The sequence below is a fragment of the Larkinella arboricola genome, from assembly GCF_003259745.1.
GTDB lineage: Bacteria > Bacteroidota > Bacteroidia > Cytophagales > Spirosomataceae > Larkinella > Larkinella arboricola.
This window is the reverse complement of sequence record NZ_QLMC01000001.1, coordinates 658469-676187: the sequence shown is the minus strand read 5'-3', so window position 1 is coordinate 676187 and position 17719 is coordinate 658469. Positions and strand designations below refer to the sequence as shown.

The 17719-nt window shown below is 53.5% G+C and carries 14 protein-coding genes; 6 read left to right on the top strand and 8 right to left on the bottom strand.

The window, feature by feature from the left end:
- Window positions 1-2: 2 nt before the first annotated feature.
- Window positions 3-881 (bottom strand): alpha/beta hydrolase, encoded by an 879-nt coding sequence (locus LX87_RS02750; RefSeq protein WP_111626633.1) that lies wholly within the window; start codon window positions 879-881, stop codon window positions 3-5.
- A 602-nt stretch (window positions 882-1483) separates the two neighbouring features.
- On the opposite strand from LX87_RS02750, the gene LX87_RS02740 reads away from it, so the two are divergent.
- The 3 genes from LX87_RS02740 to LX87_RS02730 are packed head-to-tail and all read left to right on the top strand — an operon-like array spanning window position 1484 to window position 2841.
- Window positions 1484-1855, top strand: coding sequence for a response regulator (locus LX87_RS02740; RefSeq protein ID WP_146624415.1), 372 nt, complete (start codon window positions 1484-1486; stop codon window positions 1853-1855).
- 10 nt (window positions 1856-1865) lie between these two features.
- On the top strand, window positions 1866-2114 hold the full coding sequence (locus LX87_RS02735; RefSeq protein ID WP_111626631.1) for a hypothetical protein: 249 nt from the start codon (window positions 1866-1868) through the stop codon (window positions 2112-2114).
- A 7-nt stretch (window positions 2115-2121) separates the two neighbouring features.
- Window positions 2122-2841 (top strand): DUF72 domain-containing protein, encoded by a 720-nt coding sequence (locus LX87_RS02730; RefSeq protein WP_111626630.1) that lies wholly within the window; start codon window positions 2122-2124, stop codon window positions 2839-2841.
- Here LX87_RS02730 and LX87_RS02725 read toward each other — a convergent pair.
- From LX87_RS02725 to LX87_RS02705, 5 genes are all read right to left on the bottom strand, one after another.
- Window positions 2828-3841, bottom strand: coding sequence for an SDR family oxidoreductase (locus tag LX87_RS02725; RefSeq protein WP_111626629.1), 1014 nt, complete (start codon window positions 3839-3841; stop codon window positions 2828-2830). The genes LX87_RS02730 and LX87_RS02725 overlap by 14 nt on opposite strands.
- Before the next feature lie 90 nt (window positions 3842-3931).
- Window positions 3932-6478 (bottom strand): FdhF/YdeP family oxidoreductase, encoded by a 2547-nt coding sequence (locus LX87_RS02720; RefSeq protein WP_111626628.1) that lies wholly within the window; start codon window positions 6476-6478, stop codon window positions 3932-3934.
- Window positions 6479-6621: 143 nt separating this feature from the next.
- Complete coding sequence (locus tag LX87_RS02715) at window positions 6622-7524, bottom strand: SDR family oxidoreductase (RefSeq protein ID WP_111626627.1); 903 nt, start codon at window positions 7522-7524, stop codon at window positions 6622-6624.
- A 120-nt stretch (window positions 7525-7644) separates the two neighbouring features.
- The gene (locus tag LX87_RS02710) at window positions 7645-8598 is read right to left on the bottom strand and encodes a S1/P1 nuclease (protein ID WP_111626626.1); all 954 of its coding nucleotides are present in this window, start codon (window positions 8596-8598) and stop codon (window positions 7645-7647) included.
- A gap of 181 nt (window positions 8599-8779) precedes the next feature.
- Complete coding sequence (locus LX87_RS02705; RefSeq protein WP_111626625.1) at window positions 8780-9712, bottom strand: sugar phosphate isomerase/epimerase family protein; 933 nt, start codon at window positions 9710-9712, stop codon at window positions 8780-8782.
- A gap of 186 nt (window positions 9713-9898) precedes the next feature.
- Here LX87_RS02705 and LX87_RS02700 point away from each other — a divergent pair, with 186 nt between their 5' ends.
- Complete coding sequence (locus tag LX87_RS02700) at window positions 9899-11107, top strand: hypothetical protein (protein ID WP_111626624.1); 1209 nt, start codon at window positions 9899-9901, stop codon at window positions 11105-11107.
- Window positions 11108-11176: 69 nt separating this feature from the next.
- On the opposite strand, the gene recG is transcribed toward LX87_RS02700, so the two are convergent.
- Complete coding sequence (gene recG, locus LX87_RS02695; RefSeq protein ID WP_111626623.1) at window positions 11177-13279, bottom strand: ATP-dependent DNA helicase RecG; 2103 nt, start codon at window positions 13277-13279, stop codon at window positions 11177-11179.
- Window positions 13280-13517: 238 nt separating this feature from the next.
- On the opposite strand from recG, the gene LX87_RS02690 reads away from it, so the two are divergent.
- Both LX87_RS02690 and LX87_RS02685 read left to right on the top strand, forming a co-directional pair.
- Window positions 13518-15917 carry a T9SS type B sorting domain-containing protein gene (locus tag LX87_RS02690; protein WP_111626622.1) on the top strand — a complete coding sequence of 800 codons (2400 nt, stop codon included), beginning with the start codon at window positions 13518-13520 and terminating at the stop codon, window positions 15915-15917.
- Between the two features lie 163 nt (window positions 15918-16080).
- Window positions 16081-16539 carry a response regulator gene (locus LX87_RS02685; protein WP_111626621.1) on the top strand — a complete coding sequence of 153 codons (459 nt, stop codon included), beginning with the start codon at window positions 16081-16083 and terminating at the stop codon, window positions 16537-16539.
- On the opposite strand, the gene LX87_RS29070 is transcribed toward LX87_RS02685, so the two are convergent.
- Window positions 16540-17718: an OmpA family protein gene (locus LX87_RS29070; protein ID WP_229310525.1), complete on the bottom strand. Its 1179-nt coding sequence runs from the start codon at window positions 17716-17718 to the stop codon at window positions 16540-16542.
- Window position 17719 lies beyond the last annotated feature (1 nt).

The following is a 17719-nucleotide window of genomic DNA, read 5'->3' as shown; positions in this document are numbered from 1 at the left end:
GATTAAGGATTAGCAGCCGGATAGGCATTGAGAACGTTGCTAAAAAACAGTACCTGATACGGCAGCGCATTTTCCCAGTACTCCCAGGTGTGAGCACCGGGTCGCTCGGTGTAATCGTGGGGCGTTTTATTTTCCACCAGCCGCCGGTGGAGGTCGCGGTTGGTTTCTATCAGAAAATCATCAACGCCGATGTCCAGAATGAGGGGCAGGTTGTTGGCTTTCAGCCGGTCGGCCAGCGTGACCAGCGTGTAACCCGGATAGGGCTCGTCTCCATCCTTCGGCGGTCCCAGCAAGCGGGCAAAATTTTCGGAACGGGATTTGGCAAAATCGGGCGCTACTTTCCAGGTGGCGGTATTGATGTTCATCACTCCGCTCATGCTCCCGGCGGCTGCATACAGTTCCGGGTGGCGGCTGGAGATAAACAAGGCACCGTGCCCACCCATCGACAAGCCCGCAATGACCCGCCCTTTCCGGTCACGAATGGTTCGGTAGGTGTTGTCGATCTTCTCCATCAGCTCTTTCGAAATAAATGTTTCGAACTGGCTGTTTTTGATTAGTGGGCTGTCGAAATAATAACTGGTCGGATCACCGTCGGGCGTCACAATAATCAGGTTATATTGATCGGCCAGACGGTGCAGCAGCGTTTTGTCGGGCGTTTTGGTCAACCAGTCGCGGAAGCTGCCCGTGCCCCCATGCAGCAGGTACAGCACCGGGAAGGTCTGTTTTCTGGCTTTTCGGTAGGTTTCCGGCAGCACGACAGCCGCCCGCAAGGTGCGGTTCATACTGGCGCTCGGTACGTCCAGCGTATCCACCTTCGCACCAAACATCAGGAAAGACAGGAATTGCAGAGAGAGGCAACTAATCAAACGGAAAGTACACATGGACACGTAGTTGAATGGAAATACCGCCTTTCCGCCAAAGGTACGGAAAGAGCCAGCACGCCAAAAACCCGGGAAGGGATTTTGCAAAATTTCACGAAGGATTATAACCATCCGGCGGTCCGTGCCGTAACAACTCAACACGTAACTTACCTGCTAACCGCGCTGTTGTCTATCCCGGAACTGCAACGATTGTACGAAACCATTCCGGAGCATCCCCCGACGCCCGTAACTTTAAAAAATAATGGCTTCTAATCATCTGAAGCGCCTTTCCGAACGACGAGCCGGTACTCCGCATAAAATCTCATTTTTGTACCGGTTCAAGTCGAATAATATTGACCCCGACTCCGCAGTCGTATAAGCGTACCGTTATCACTTTCCGGTCTTTCTCAGCCACTTATCCCCGGGGGCCATACAACTCCTTTTGCCAGCCACCCAGCCTGGTGCGGGTTCCTTTGTCTGGTATCCGGAATAGCCTGTGGACCGTACGATCACAAAACACAGAATGGTTTCAACTTTTTTTATCAGACAAAGTTTAGTTATTTCATTTAGCTCATATTAAACCAGTGTGCCTTCCTGACCAAAAAACTACCGGTTTCATTGCCATGGTAACACCCCTGGCTGACAATTGCCCGACATTCGTGCCTGGCATGGAAACGTATTATTCCGCCTATCCGGTGGTCTATTACGAGTCGGCCAAGCAGTTATTCGGAAAGCTATGCGATTCGGCTACTTTTTGTTTACCCAAAGTGATTGTCCTTGATCTGGCCCGATCAACCGACGCGAATCTGGACCTTTTGCGGGAATTGAAAGCCAACGAACGCTTACGGTCTATTCCTGTTCTGATCCGCAAGTTGTCAACGGCTTCTTCCACCCCGCGAACCATTACACATGCCGTTACGACACCTGCTGTCAGCCGCGAAGAGTCGATCCAGCCCGAGATTATCTGGAAACCACAGTTATTAATTGCTTCCTAGGAGATTGTGTATGAAAATTGGCGACAAATTGATGAAGCACCTGAACAAAACGTACCAACCGTCTACGCTGGTGACCTTCAAATTCAATCGCTACGACGTGGCGCTGAAAACTGACGAAGACGGTAACCCGATTGTGATGTACATTGGTACGGCCAACGAACGGGGCATCATCAAAGGCGATCAGTACACCCGTAAATTGCTAAAAGAACCCAGCGGTGCCGTGATTAAAGACCATTGGGATCACAAAGGAAAAGTCTAGCCGATCGATGGTCAACGTTGGTACCTGCGGCTTTAGCCGTCCCAAAACCGAGTTAGCCCAATTCCTTTCGTGCGTAGAGGTGCAGCAAACCTTTTATCAACCACCCCGACTGGCCACCCTGGAAAACTGGCGTCGGCAGGTGCCACCCGAATTTGAGTTTACCCTAAAAGCCTGGCAACTCATTACCCACGAAGCCCGCAGTCCGACGTATAAACGGCTGAAAAAACCGCTTTCGGACGAAGAACGCCAGCAGGCCGGTTCCTTTAAGCCCACGGAGGTGGTCCGGCAAGCCTGGCAGGTGACTGCCGATTGTGCCCGGGCGCTTGGAGCCAAAACCATCCTGTTTCAATGTCCGGCCAGTTTCAAACCAACCCGCGAGAACCGGACCAATCTGGAACGCTTCTTTTCGGACATTGACCGCCAGAATTTTCATTTAGGATGGGAACCCCGGGGCGCGTGGGATCGTGATCTGATCCAGGATATGTGTCATGACCTGAACTTATGGCACGTAGTTGATCCATTTGTCACGAATACTGTCACGCCGGACCACTGTTATTTCCGGCTTCACGGCCGTCAGGGCTGGCGGTATCAGTACGAAGAACAGGAACTGACCGAACTGGTTGAGCTTTTACCAAAAAACCGTCCCTGCTACGTTTTTTTCAACAACGTCCACATGTTTGAGGACGCGCTGCTGTTCAAAAAGATTCTTCAGACTACCACGACTTAGTCCGACCGGCCGAGAGCCAGACCATAGCGGCCAATCCAATGGTAGCCAGAGCCGCCCCCGTAATCAGGGGATGCAGCGAAGCCCGGGTATAGAAACTGGTTTTCATCACAGGGCCGGGGTGATCGCCATGAACCGAACCGTCGGAGCCAGACCGGTGCAAAGCGCCCGCTGAATGCCGTGCGGGTTCCGACCGGCGCTGCTGATCGAACAGGATTTTTTCACCAACCCAGTCCATCAACTCCGGGGCATATTTATTCCCCATACTCATCATCTTGGCGGCACTACCGACGTAAATATCCCGTTCAGCGTGCGTAGCCGCATGAAGAATGGCCAGCGCTACTTCCTTGGGTTCATAAACCGGCGGGGGCAGTTTAGGCTCCTGATCCATGTAATTTTGGGCATGTTGCGGCAACGGCGTATTGATGCCAGCCGGTTTAATGGTTGTGACGGAAATGGGAGCCTTTTCTTCGGCCAGTTCCATCCGCAGCGCATCGGTAAATCCCTTCACGGCGTGTTTACTGGCACTGTACATGCCCTGTAGAGGCAGCGCCAGATCGGCGGCCGCGCTGGCGATGTTAATGAGCGAACCGCCCCGCTGTTTCAGGTGGCCCACCGCAATCAGTGAACCATAAACCGTCCCCCAGAAATTCGTCTCGAACAACCGGCGATGGTCTTCATCACTGACGGCTTCCAGACGCCCCCATATTGCCATACCGGCGTTGTTGACCCAGGTATCAAAGCCGCCAAACCGTTCGATGGCGGTATCGGCGATGCGCTGCACATCCTCCCGCAGCCCCACGTCGGCCACGACATAAACGGCCTCCCCGCCCCCGGTCCTGATCTGGTTGACAAGGGTAGCCAGGGCCGCTTCGTTGCGCGAAGCCACCACCAGCCGGGTGCCGTGTCGGGCGGCTTCCTGCGCGGTAGCCAGACCAATTCCGCTCGAGGCTCCGGTGATGACCATTACCTGCTCTTTCAGGGGTTTGAATGAAAGCTTCATAGGTTTCTGCGATGACCGTCAATCAGGTTTTAGCTTTAATAAAGCAACAATAAGGTCCACTCACCGACCGTCGTTCGACTTTTATGAGGTTTACGCAACGGCAACTACCTCCGTTGAACCATCGCCTTTCACAATCGCATCGGCAACCGGCTCTACGGTGACAATCACAAATTTGGAAGTGGGCGTATTGCTGATGTAAGCTACGCTGGCGACCGGCACCAGCACATTGGCTTCGGGATAATAAGCCGCCGTATTACCCTTCGGAATGTTGTAAGGAATAGCAATCAATCTCTCCATCTTCCGGGTCTGGCCTTCAAAATGACTGGTAACATTTACCAACTGCCGTTCCCGGATGTTCCGCTCGGCCATGTCCTGCGGGTTCATGAAAACGATCCGCCGTTCGCCGTGAATACCGCGATACCGGTCGTTGTAATCATATACCGTCGTGTTGAACTGGTCGTGGCTCCGGATGGTCATCAGCACCAGTTGATCGGGTTCGATGGGGTGCATCACCATGTCGGTCACCGAGAAATTGGCCTTGCCGTTTTCCGTCGTGAAATTTCGCTCGCGGGGGCCGTTGGGCAGGTAAAAACCACCCGGTTTACGGATTTTCTCGTTGAACTCTTCAAAGCCAGGGATCACCCGGGAAATCGCGTCACGGATGGTGTCGTAGTTTTCCGTGTAGGCGTCCCAATCCACCGTAGACCGGGCTCCCAGTGTTGCTTTGGCAATTCCGCAGATAATAGCAACTTCACTGCGCATCTCCCCTTCCAGCGGCTCCAGCACGCCTTTATTCCGACTGACTACGCCCATCGAATTTTCGCAGGACGTAAACTGCTGGCCCGACTTCTGGACATCAATATCGAGGTGTGTAAAGCAGGGCAGAATAAGTGAAATGTCCCCGGTAGTCAGGTGCCCCCGATTGAGTTTAGGGGCGACAAAAGCCGTCAATCGCTGCTTACGCATACAGTCCGCTATAAATTCGGTGTCCGGCCCGGCCGACAGCAGATTACCACCCAGGCTCAGAAACACCTTGATTTTGCCGTCGTACATGGCCTTGATGGATTCTACGGTGTCCAGACCGTGTTCGCGGGGCGGCTGAAAGTTGTATTCTTTCTCCAAAGCATCCAGAAACTCCTGATGGGGGCGCTCCCAAATGCCCATCGTCCGGTCGCCCTGCACGTTGGAGTGGCCGCGAACGGGACACAGCCCCCCGCCGGGAATGCCGATAGCGCCTTTGAGCAGGTGCAGGTTCACGATTTCCTGAATGCTCATCACGCCATTTTTCTGCTGCGTCAGGCCCATCGCCCAGCAGGTAATAATTTTCTTTTTATGGGCGAGGAGGTTGGCCGCTTCCAGCAACTGCCCGCGCGAAAGGCCGCTCATTTCCTCAATATCCTCCCAGGTAGTGCTACGAATCACCTCCACAAATTCTTGGTAACAGGTGGTGTATTGCCGGATAAATTCGTGATCGACTACTGTGCCGGGACTTTTGTCTTCGGCATCCAGCAGGTGCTTCATAATGCCGCGCAGAACCGCCATATCACCGTTGATCTTCACTTGCAGAAACAAATCGGTAATCGGCGTACCGTGGCCCAGCAACGTCCCAACGGCTTTGATCGGATTCATGAAATCCTGCGGGTTCTTGAAGTGGCTCAACCCCGCTTCGTGCAACGGATTGACGGAAATGATCTTGGCCCCCTTGCGCTTGGCAATCTGCAAAGCCGAGAGCATCCGGGGGTGATTGGTTCCCGGATTCTGGCCCATGATGATGATCACCTCCGCATCATAAATATCATTGAGCGTTACCGAACCTTTGCCCAGGCCCACCGTCGGGCTCAGGGCCGAACCGCTGCTCTCGTGGCACATGTTCGAGCAGTCGGGTAAGTTGTTGGTCCCAAACTGCCGCACAAAAAGCTGGTAGACATAAGCCGGTTCGTTGGGGACTTTACCCGAGGTATAAAAAGCGGCCTCGTGGGGTGATTCCAGCTTATTCAATTCATCGGCAATGAGTTGAAAGGCGTCGTCCCAGGCGATGGGCGTGTAATGAGTAGCGCCGGGCCGCAACACCACCGGATGCGTGATGCGACCGGCATTGTTGAGATCGCGGTCGGTCATCTGCGACAATTCCACCACGCTGTGTTTGGCAAAAAAATCCGGATCAACGCGTTTATGGTCGGCATCGGAAGCGGTGGCTTTGGCTCCGTTTTCGCAAAATTCGGCAATGGAACGGTCCCGGTCCGGGTCGGGCCAGGCGCAGGACGAACAGTCAAAACCGTCTTTCTGATTGAGCTTGAGCAGGGCGTGGGTTCCGCGGCCCACCCCGGCTTCGCTCCAGGCAAAGGCGCCCGATTTCAACACGGCCGGTAATCCGGCGGCCACATCAGCCGGTTTACCCAGTTTAAGCCCCGTGAAGGCTTCGGGCGGCTGGGCCAGAATCGGGAATTTTCGTTTATTTCCTACGGTGTCGGGTGCGGGCAAAACGCGCTTGTCGGCATCCGGTTTACCCTGCGGATCGTAGTGGTCGTTTGTCATGGCCATTCCCTGGTCAGGACGGTCCCCGCTTTTGGGCTCATTCTCAATGTGCTGCTGAGGAATATCCGCTGGCTTCTTTTCGTTATTCGGTGACTTTTCCATGACAAAAGCGATAAACGTTAACGGTTTTGATCAATAAACACATTAAATCCGAAGGTGGATAGCCGTACAGAAACTTTAATTCCATTTAAATGAAAATTGGACCTCGGTACCAGAGGTCCAATCATTTACAAACGGCTTCGTGGTTAAATCGTTGGTGATCCGCCCGTTACCTGCACAGTGCTCCCGGTCATGTAACTGGAATCGTTGGAAGCCAGAAGGACGTAAATCGGGGCCAGTTCGGCGGGTTGACCAGCGCGTTGCAGGGGAACGTCCTGCCCGAAATTCTTTACTTTTTCCGGTGGCATGGTCGATGGAATCAAGGGGGTCCAGATCGGCCCCGGCGCTACACAATTGACCCGGATGCCTTTTTCACCCCACACCTGCGCCAGGTTGGCCGTAAAATTCTGAATAGCCGCTTTGGTGGCCGCGTAGTCCAGCAATATCGGGCTGGGTTTGTAAGCGTTCACCGAGGTAGTATTGACCACCGTACTACCGGGTTTGAGGTGTTTTTCGGCCGCTTTGCACAGATAAAACATGGCAAAAATGTTCGTGCGAAACGTGCGGTCCAGTTGCTCGCTGGTAATGTCCTGCAACGATTCCTGTGACATTTGATAAGCCGCGTTATTGACCAGAGTATCCAGCCCACCCAATTCGGCAACCGCCCGCTCCACAAGCTGCTGGCAATGCGCTTCGTCGGAGATATCGCCCGGAACCAGTACGGCTTTTCGACCGGCTTCTTCTACGTAGCGGGCGGTTTCTTTTGCGTCCTCGTCTTCATTCAGGTACGAAATCAGCACATCGGCGCCTTCCCGCGCAAAGGCAATGGCCACAGCCCGACCAATGCCCGAATCGCCCCCGGTAATGATGGCTTTCCGGCCCGTCAGTTTACCCGAGCCTTTGTAGGATGTTTCGCCGTGATCGGCTTTGGGCTGCATTTCGGCTTCGCTGCCGGGCACCTCCTGCTGCTGTTCCGGTTGCGGTGGTTGTGGGTACTTTTCCTGAGGGTCCTGTAAATTGGTTGAATTACTCTCGCTGGATGGATTCATCGTACTTTAATTTTCAGATTAAACATGACTACTATCCTGTTAACCTGATTGCTCAACCCTCAACCGGATCGGCGGGCATTCCTTTATCAGAAATGATTCAATGGACCCTCTCCGCCCGACTTATCCACGCAGCCCAAACCATCCTTTCTTTTTCACATCGAACCGCAGTCCATTTGCCAGACGGTGGCCCGCCCGCGCAACCCGCTGTTCGGCAACGGGCCGCATCGTCGCCAGATAATCGGAAGGCAACACAACACCGTTGTCGCCCGTACCCGCCTGAAGCGACCCCTCGCGGTAGGACAACCGGCGGGCCAGTTCAAAACTTTCTACGGACCAGGCACTAATATCCGGTTTGCGTCGGCGCGGAGCGTTCCGGCGTGGGTAGGTTTGCTCCAGTTGCCGGGCTAGTTGATCGGCTGCATCGAAGCTGTCCGTACTCAGCAGCATTCCATCCCACAGGCTGTGGAGGTTGCGCGTCGGGTTGCTCATGCTTACTTTGATCTTGAACAGGTTACCGCCCTGATCTCCCGCCGGGAATTGCGGACTAATCAGAGCCGTCGTATGCAGGGGTTGCTGCACATCCCCGCCCAGGTGCAGCAGCCAGCATAAGGCAATGGCTTTGGCGCTATCTGCTGCGTCACTTTTCAGAATCTGCCGGTTGTGTTCAAACGCCTGTAGAATATTTTCGCCCGTTGCCAGGGTGGTATCGGTCCGGGCCATCCCCAGCGTCGGGTTGTAGATGTAATTGATGTAGTGCCAGGTTGGGTGGTCGTAGGGGTTGTTTGGCTCTTTGATGTCGTCTGGCCAGCGGGCAGCCAGCATAAAGAGGTAGCGGTTTTTATCGTCTTCCGACAGCGTTGAATCCCGGAGCGTGGCCGCCCAGCGGGTTCTGGCGTCCGGATGCTGCCGCAGCAGGGCAACCAGACGCGCTAGTTTACGGGGCGATTTCGCCTGCAAATCCCGGTATGTAATGGCTCCAATGGCCATGTGTGTTGGTTTATTCCAGCCGCAGACCGACAAAGGCAGCATACTAAGTAGCAGCCACGGCCAGAGCCTCTTTAATGCGTTTGTCATGGTTTATGAGTAGGTTGGTAACATCCTATAACCCGCTATTCCTGTTTGGTCGGTTGATTCTGCAAATAAACCACAGAACCTTCAACTCATTTATTGTCGGTCAGAACCGGGGGGCAGGAACGCGGTTAGCATGTTGCAAAAAAATGAAAAGTAAAGCCCCAGAAGGAGCGTTCTGCGTTCATCAGGCCAGCGAAACTCCGGCTTCGGCGGCTTTGCTGATGACAAATTTCCGGGCTTCGTCGTATTCTTCCGGGGTGCGCAGGTGTTCGAGCAGAAAAGGCGTTTCTTGCGGCAAGGCCGCCACATTCCGGATGTACGTCACGTAATCGAGGGCGCCACGCCCCGGTATGGTTTCGGCAAAATGAACATCCTTGCCGTGAACATCCTTGGCGTGAACCGACACAATCCAGCGGCCCAGTTTCCGGAACGTCTCGTTGATGAGTTCCGTGTTCTGGTAATACCGTCCGGGTGTGTTGATGATGTTGGCGATGTCGATGTGGGCCGCAAACGCCGGTCGGTCGATGGCTTTGATAAACTTCAGGTACGAATCCGGCCCATCGGGCAAGCTCCAGCCCATCATTTCGAGCGCAAATTTGGCCCTTTGGGGCTTCACAGCATCAATCACTTTCCGGCAGTTTTCAACCGTCGCATCAAAATACTCCTTCGACAGATTACGGGCATCCGGCCCATCCCACTGTTTGGGGTTGTAAGAACCGCCAATGTTGACGCAGGTCAGCGCCCCGACGGCCTCGGCCAGCGCCAGTCGTTCCGATACATACGTCAGGTTCCGGTTCCGCTTTTCAGCATCCTGCTCCAGCATATTCACCCAGGCTCCCACTTCCGCAATCATCACATTCTGGGCCGCAAACGCTTTCCGAATGGCTTCAATCTTCGCGGTATCCGTCAGATTCACCGCCGGAATGTAGGCCGCGCTGTACTGCAACCGCCGGTGTTCCCGCGCCAGTTCCTCCGGATCATCGCTTTTCAGGAAAATCGGTCCGCCCAGGCGTAACGGTTTGGGTGCCGTTCGGAAAGCCGGGAGCAATGGCGCCAGCAGGCTGCCAGTAAGAACGGCCGAAGATTGCAGGAAATGGCGACGAGAAAGAAGGGTCATAGCATTATCTTTCAAACAGACGCCTAAATCTACACTTTTCCGGCCTATTCTGTTTGCGATTGTTTTTATCTGTCTGCTGCTTTTTCCCTAATAAAATTAATAAGCTGTGATTTTGTAAATCACAAATCTCTCCTATTTTTGCATCACTGTTGCATTTGCATCATTGTTGCATAAAACTCTTAAAACATGAAAATTTCCTTTTACCAACTGGCTCTCTTACTAGGTGTGGTCGCCCTCTTAACGTCCTGTCAGAAAGAAGGCGATGACCCATCTCCAAGTCAACCGGCCGCTGAATACCAACACGTACGGCTTCTGGTCGCGCATGGAACCAGTAACCAGCTCACCCAAATCACGCCCGCCAACGGCACGGTTACGGCCTTTGAGGCCCAGTATCCGAACGCAGCGTTGTATACAACGGCATCCGGACGGTTTGCCGCCCTGCTATACGGTTCTCAGAATTTTGTTCAGTACTTCGACAGCGGTCTGGAATACCACGGCGACCACGTCGATGTGAAGGGTACCCCCAAATTTGCCGCCATCACCAGCGACCGCCCAAAACCGACTCACTTCAAAACAAGGGGAACCGAATCCCTGGTTTTCAACGATGGTGACGGCACGCTGAGCATTGGCAACGAAGCCGACTTTCACATGGCAGGTGCGAAAATGAAAGTAATCAACGCCGGACTGACGGCGCACCACGGAGCAATGGCCAAATTTGACAACGGTACGTATGCGGTTACATTTGTGGATGCTGCGTCAAAATTATCGGGGCCGCACGGGGTTAAAATCATAGATGCGACAGGCAAAGAAGTCTCTGCGTCGAAGTTGCCCGTGAGCCGGTTACACGGTAATGCCACCGACGGGACCAATGCCGTCTTTGGGGTAGCGGGTGGTGCGCTAGTGGTTACTCAGTCTGGCGGGCAGCGACTCATTCCTAATCCTGAAGGATTCGGTGATATTCGACTGGGCACGGTTCTAGAAGCGGCTGCGGTAAAGAAGTTTATTGGCTTCGTTGCCACCAAAGGTGCTTACTTTATTGATATTGTGGGAAATAAAATCACACCCATTTACGAAGGAACGGATATCATGCAGTGTAAAGTGGATCGGGCGGGTAAAAATTTGCTGTTGCTACTGACTAACGGAACCCTGAAAATCTACGACCTGTCAACAGGTAGCCTGAAGAAAGAAGGCAGTGTTATTGGTGCGCCACCTTCAGCCGACACGTTCAAACCCGTTTTGGAAGCTACCGAAAAGTACGCTTACATTGCCCTTCCTGCGCTGGGCGAAGTTCATCAGATTAACCTGGCTGACTTTGCTCAGATCAAGAAGCACAAGGTTTCGGCTCAACCCACCCGGTTGGTCATTCTGGGCCATGAAACCGATGACTCGCACTAAGCTGCACTCTTCTCTGTTGCGGAAAGGTGTTCTGCCGGTCCGCAACAGAGAAAATCTTAATCAGCGGACTTAACTAATCCGACTCCAGTTCGTTTCGCCCTCCCGCTGAATCTCAACCTGATTCCGAATGGGCGCATGTTGCGGTAACACCAGGCCGGGGTCTTCTTCCAGAATCCGTTGCGCCGATTCGCGGGCGGCCGTCAGAATGGCTCCGTCTTTGGCCAGATCGGCCAGCACGAGATCGGCAATACCGCTTTGCTGGGTTCCGGAAAGATCGCCGGGGCCACGGAGTTGCAGGTCCACGTCGGCAATTTCAAAACCGTTGTTGGTTTTTACCAACGTTTCGATGCGCGTCCGGGTTTCCTTGCTGAGTTTATAACCGGTCATCAGCACACAATACGATTGCTCGGCTCCCCGCCCCACACGCCCCCGCAACTGGTGCAATTGCGCCAGCCCAAACCGTTCGGCACTTTCCACCACCATGACACTGGCATTCGGAACGTTGACACCGACCTCGATAACCGTTGTTGCCACCATAATTTTAGTTTCCGCTTTCACAAACCGCTCCATCTCAAAATCCTTGTCGTACCCGCTCATCCGTCCATGCAGGACGCCAATGGGGTGGTTCGGAAACGCCCGGGCAATGCTTTCGTAGCCGTCCATCAAGTCCTTGAAATCCAGCTTTTCCGATTCTTCGATCAACGGATAGACCACATACACCTGCCGCCCCTGCTCGATTTGCTGCCGCATGAAGCCAAACACTTCCAGCCGGTGCGTGTCGTACCGGTGAACGGTTTTGATGGGTTTGCGCCCCGCCGGTAATTCATCAATAACCGACAGATCGAGGTTACCGTAAAGCGTCATCGCCAGCGTTCGCGGAATCGGTGTGGCCGTCATGACCATCATGTGCGGGTAAATTTCCTGATTTTTGTTCCAGAGCCGGGCGCGCTGGGCCACCCCGAAACGGTGTTGCTCGTCGATAATGCAAAGGCCGAGGTTTTTAAACTGTACGGCATCTTCGAGCAGCGCGTGCGTCCCGACGATAATGTGCATCATGCCGTTCTGCAACTGTTCATGGATGATCCGGCGGCCTTTCGTGCGGGTCGAACCCGTGAGCCGCCCGATGTTCAGGCCCAGTTGGTCGGCGAACACTTTCAGGCCGTAGTAATGCTGATCAGCCAGAATTTCGGTGGGAGCCATAATACAGGCCTGCGCGCCGTTGTCGATGGCCATCAGCATCGAAATGAATGCCACAATGGTTTTGCCGCTTCCTACATCCCCCTGTAAAAGCCGGTTCATCTGCTTGCCGCTGACCAGATCGGTATGTATTTCACGCAACACCCGCTTCTGGGCACCGGTCAGATCGAACGGCATGAATTCTTTGTAAAACCGGGTTACTAATTTCGTATGGCGGAAAACCTGACCCGGATATTCGGTTTTGTGAACCAGCTTATTCTTGATCAGCCGCAACTGGTTGTAAAACAGCTCCTCAAATTTCAGCCGCCGTTCGGCCTGTTTCAGCCACGCCTGACTTTTAGGCAAATGGATGTTTTCAATGGCGTCGGCTTTCGAAATCAGGCGGTATTGTTCCAGCAGCGAATCCGGCAGCGTTTCGTGAATATGCGGATAAGCCACTTCGAGCAACTGACGCATGGTTCGGGCAATCAGTTTGCTGTCTACCCGCATCCGACGCAGCTTTTCGGTCAGGTTGTAAACGGGCTGGAAAGTGCTGTTCTGTTCGCTTTCGGGCGTGAGCGGGTCCAGCTCGGGGTGGGTGATGCTATACGTACTGCCAAAGGCGATGGCTTTCCCGTAGGCAATGTATTCGGTGCCCGCCCGCAGAAATTTTTCGAAATGCGAAATGCCCTGAAACCACACCAGGTCCATCGAACCCGTATGATCAGTAAAGGTAGCCACGAGCCGTTTTTTGGGTCCTTCGCCCGCAATAACCCAGTCGCGGATGCGGCCAATAACCTGAACCGCCGGGAGAGCGTCGTTGATTTCGGCGATGGTATAAAAACGCGTGCGGTCTTCGTGTCGGAACGGGTAATACTGAAGCAGGTCCCGGTACGTGAAAATATTGAGTTCGGTATTGAACAGTGCAGCCCGCTGAGGCCCTACGCCCTTTAAAAATTCAATCTTTGTGTCGAAAAACGTGATGCGCTCCGTCATACCTCTGTTTGTAGAACAATTTCGTTGGCCCGGAATCGTTCTGTTGCCAGGTTCTTCTGATTAACCAAAGCTACAAATTTTCTTAAAAGATACGGTTTTTCACCCCATTTGATCACCGGTCTGGAGCTTAAATCCGTATACAAAACAGGAAAGGGACAACTTTTCTCCGATCGACACTTGTGATAATTTGGACAATGGCTTACTTTTTGCGAGAAATTTACCGGACAGCGCGCAGTCTATGACTCAACGGAATACTTTTTTTTTACTTCTCCTTCTACTTGGCTTAACCAATTGGCTATCAGCCTCCCATATCGTTGGTGGCAACGTCCGGCTCACCCGACCGGGAACAGCCGATCAATTTACCTTATCACTCAATCTGTTTATTGACGACCTGAACAGCCGTGCGGGCGACATCAAGCCAACCGTTAAACTGGCCATTTACCGCCGGAGGGATAATTTGAAAATGGGCGAATTTGAGCTCCCATTGCTTAATCAGCAGCCGCTGGCTGCTTCGAATCAGGCGTGTGCCCAACTGCGCCCCCTGAAACTGCGCGAAGTTGTTTATAGCAAGGACATCGAACTTTCGGCAGACCGTTTCGACGATCCGGGCGGTTATTACGTGGTCCACGGGGTTTGTTGCCGCAGCGGTGCGATTGATAATATTACGCAGGCCGATGAATCCGGAATGGTTTTCTACCTGGATTTTCCGTCGCCGAAAACAACGCCAAACTCCTCACCTACTTTCTCGATTCCGACCGGCGAGTATGCGTGTAAAGGACAACCGTTCAGCTTCAGCTTCAAGGCGACCGACGCCGACGGTGATCAACTTAAATACTCGCTGGTAACACCCTACAAAGGTTTTACCGATCAGGGCACGGCGTATGACAACCAGCCAAGTTCGGCCTATCCGACGGTTGGCTGGCGACCGGGGTTCAGTGCAGAAAATGCCGTTCCGGGCGCCCCCGCCCTCAGCATTAATTCGGAAACCGGGCAACTGAACGTCACGGCCAGTCAGGTTGGCTTGTTTGCCTTTGCGGTTTTGTGTGAGGAATTCCGGAACGGCCAACGGATCGGCGCAGTCCGGCGCGATTTCCAACTGGCCGTGGTCGATTGCCCCACTAATACCCCGCCTGCCCCCGTTATCCAATTGGCGCATGCCCCCGTCAATGCCCATATTGAAGAAGACGCCGGTGGAATCGTCACCAGCGTCTCGGTTTGTCAGGGGCAAGAAATCACACTCCGGACCGAATCATCAGCGGAATGGTCGTTTCAGTGGCAGCGCGACGGTCAGAATCTGGAAGGCGATACCACAGCTACCCTGGTTGTCAAAGCATCCGGCGACTATACGGTTATCAAAAAATACCGAAATACCTGCGGCAAGCCCAGCCCGGCGCAAACCAGCGTCCGGGTGGATATGACCGAAGCGGAAAAACTGAAGCTAACGGCCAGCGGGCCCACCGCGTTTTGCGACGGTCGATCGGTTATTCTGAAAGCGCCCGAAGGCAGCTATACCTACGCGTGGTTCAAAAACGACCAGCCGATACCGGACGCCCGCGAATCGGATTATCAACCCCACGAAACCGGCGAATTCAAGATTCAGATTTTCAGTGCTATAACCGGCTGTACAGTTACCGACAGTGTTCAGGTTCAGGTCTATCCCAAACCGGTCGCGGTCATCACCCCTCCGCCCACCACAACGGCCTGCTCCGGCGATACAATTCGTTTAAATGCCGTCGCTAATCCGTTGTACCGCTACCAATGGGAGAATACCGGAACGATTCTGAATCAGGAAGTAACCTCATCGCTGGCTGCCACCCAACCCGGTTATTACGTACTGACCGTTACCGATACCAACCAGTGTCAGGCCGTCTCAGACGGTATTCGGCTTACTTTCAACACGGCCCCGACGGTTTCGATGACTCGCTTACCGGCCATCTGTGAAAACGCAACCGAACGGTTATCGTTGCAGGCCGAACCCGGTGGTGGTACCTTCACGGGCATTGGGCGGGCCGCCGGAGCGGTATCGGCTTCGGAATTTGATCCGTCCAAAACCGGGCCGGGGCAATTCGTCATTACCTATACGTTGTCGCAGGCGGGAAATGCTTGCCCGGGTCGGGCGCAGCAAACCGTGCAGGTCCTGCCCGCTCCGTTTATCACCGTTTCCGACGTGACCGTTCGGCGGGGTAGCGAGGTTCAACTGAACCCCACCAGCATTGACACCCTTACGTATGTCTGGACACCCTCTATGGGTTTGAGCAGCCCGGTAACCGCCCGGCCTTACGCCAGTCCCGACACCACGACCACCTACCGGGTAAAAGTCACCACCCCGCAAGGCTGTGAATTTACCGCTCAGTTAACCGTTACGGTCATCACTGCCCTCTACATTCCGGACGCTTTTACCCCCAACAACGATGGGCTGAATGACAATTGGGTGATCCGGGGCATTGCCGATTATCCGAACTGTACTGTAGAAGTCTACAACCGCTGGGGTAATCCGGTTTTTGTGTCTAAAGGCTACCTGCAACCCTGGGATGGTCGGAGCAACGGTCAGGATTTACCCCCCGCCGTTTACCACTATGTGATTAAACCCGGCGATTCGCAACCTCACCGGAGCGGCAGTGTGCTGATTACCCGTTGAAAAACCAGACTGTTGCTTATACCCTTAAAAGGGTCTTTAGCTGACCGGCTGTGCAACTTTTGTTTAAGAATCATTCAACAAATATCTTTTTTCTATTGAATGGGTTTTTACGTTGGTTGTGATTAACGACTTTTGTGGTAGTTTGTGTACAAAACTAGATCGTATGGAAATATCGTATACAAATTCTAATCATAAACCAATTGTCCTACTGGTTGATGATGATGAAGAAGACCGAATGTTGATGCGGATGGCACTTGAATCGATGCAAATGGCCGCACCGATTCAGGAATTTGATAGTGGGGAACGTCTGCTGAATTTTATGCAGCAGGAAACCGATCAATCGGTCACCTCACTGAACTCATGGATTGTTATTCTGGATAAATACATGCCGGGTCTAAGCGGCTTTGATACGCTCCGCAAAATCAAAGAGAATCCACTCTGGGAACGCATTCCGGTTGTTTTGTTTGTCAATACGCAGAATCAGGACGAGATGGAACTATGCATTGATCTGGGTGCGACAGTCTGTATCAGCAAACCACTCTACTTTGATGAAATTAAGGAATTAATGCGGGAAGTATACCAACATTGGCTCAATTCTGCATCAGCTTCCTCCAACAAGTAATCATTCCAGAAGCCGGACCTCTACCCGGCGGTTTTTCTGCTTGTTTTCCTCCGTATCATTGGCGGCAATGGGCCGGGCCGGGCCGTAGCCTTTATAACGCAGACGGTTTTCGGCAATCCCGTTAGCAACCAGATACGACATAATCACGCGGGCGCGGTTTTCGGAAAGCGCCAGATTCAGCCGTGGATCTCCTACATTATCCGTATGCCCGGAAATTTCAATCTGTACGCCCGGACGGCTTTTCAGCAAAGCAACCAACTGGTTCAGCTGGCCGTAAGACTCCGGTCGGAGCAGATAACTACTCTGGTCAAAATACACCTTGTTAAGCGTAACCGTTTTGCCGGAAGTCAGGGTTGATAAATCCGTATTGACAGTGGCTGGTGGCACGTCCGAACCCTCTGGTTTCGATGCTGACGTACTCGGCGGAGGAGTTGTTGAAGCCGGTGTTGCGGCAGCGGGCGGGGTGGTTGTTACAGGAGCAGTAGCAACCGGCGGAGCCATTGTTGGTGCCGTCAATTGCGGTACCGTCTCCGAAGCTGGCGCTGCCTGAGCGACCACTGGATTTCGGGCGCGTTGCAGCGGAATGGTAATGTCGTGCTGATCTTTCACATCAACAACATACGTATAAGGCTGGTAGCCCGCCGTTTCGACCGTAAAACGGATTTTTTGACCAAATCCGGCCAGAAACGTAAAACGCCCGTCACGCGGTGGCCCCGTCATGATAACCCGCTTTCCGTCAAATTCCTGAATCTGTACGTTGAGTACCTGCCGGATGAGTTGTCTGGTATCGTAATCAATCACGGTAACGTTGACCGGCGATTCGCTCGAAATTTCCCGCTCCATAACCAGGACAATGGTCTGCCGGGCCTGATTGGGATCGACAACCCGGTCGAGCCGGAGAATTTTCTGGGCAGGACGGTATCCGGTATGCGTTGCATCGAGCCGGTAGACCCCTCCCGCCGGAAGCGCAACGGTATAAGAACCAGATCGCAGCGTCCCTCGCTGCACCTTCCGGGTAGCCTCGTTGGTGATCGTGAGCGTGGCCGGAACGGGTTGCCCACTGCGTTCTTTTGTTTCAATCTGGACGGTATATTCTTCGACCGGATTACCCTGGCCGCTGCAAACCACGGCCTGTATGATCAGGACAAATGCTACTGCAAAAACGTTAAAGACCCTCATT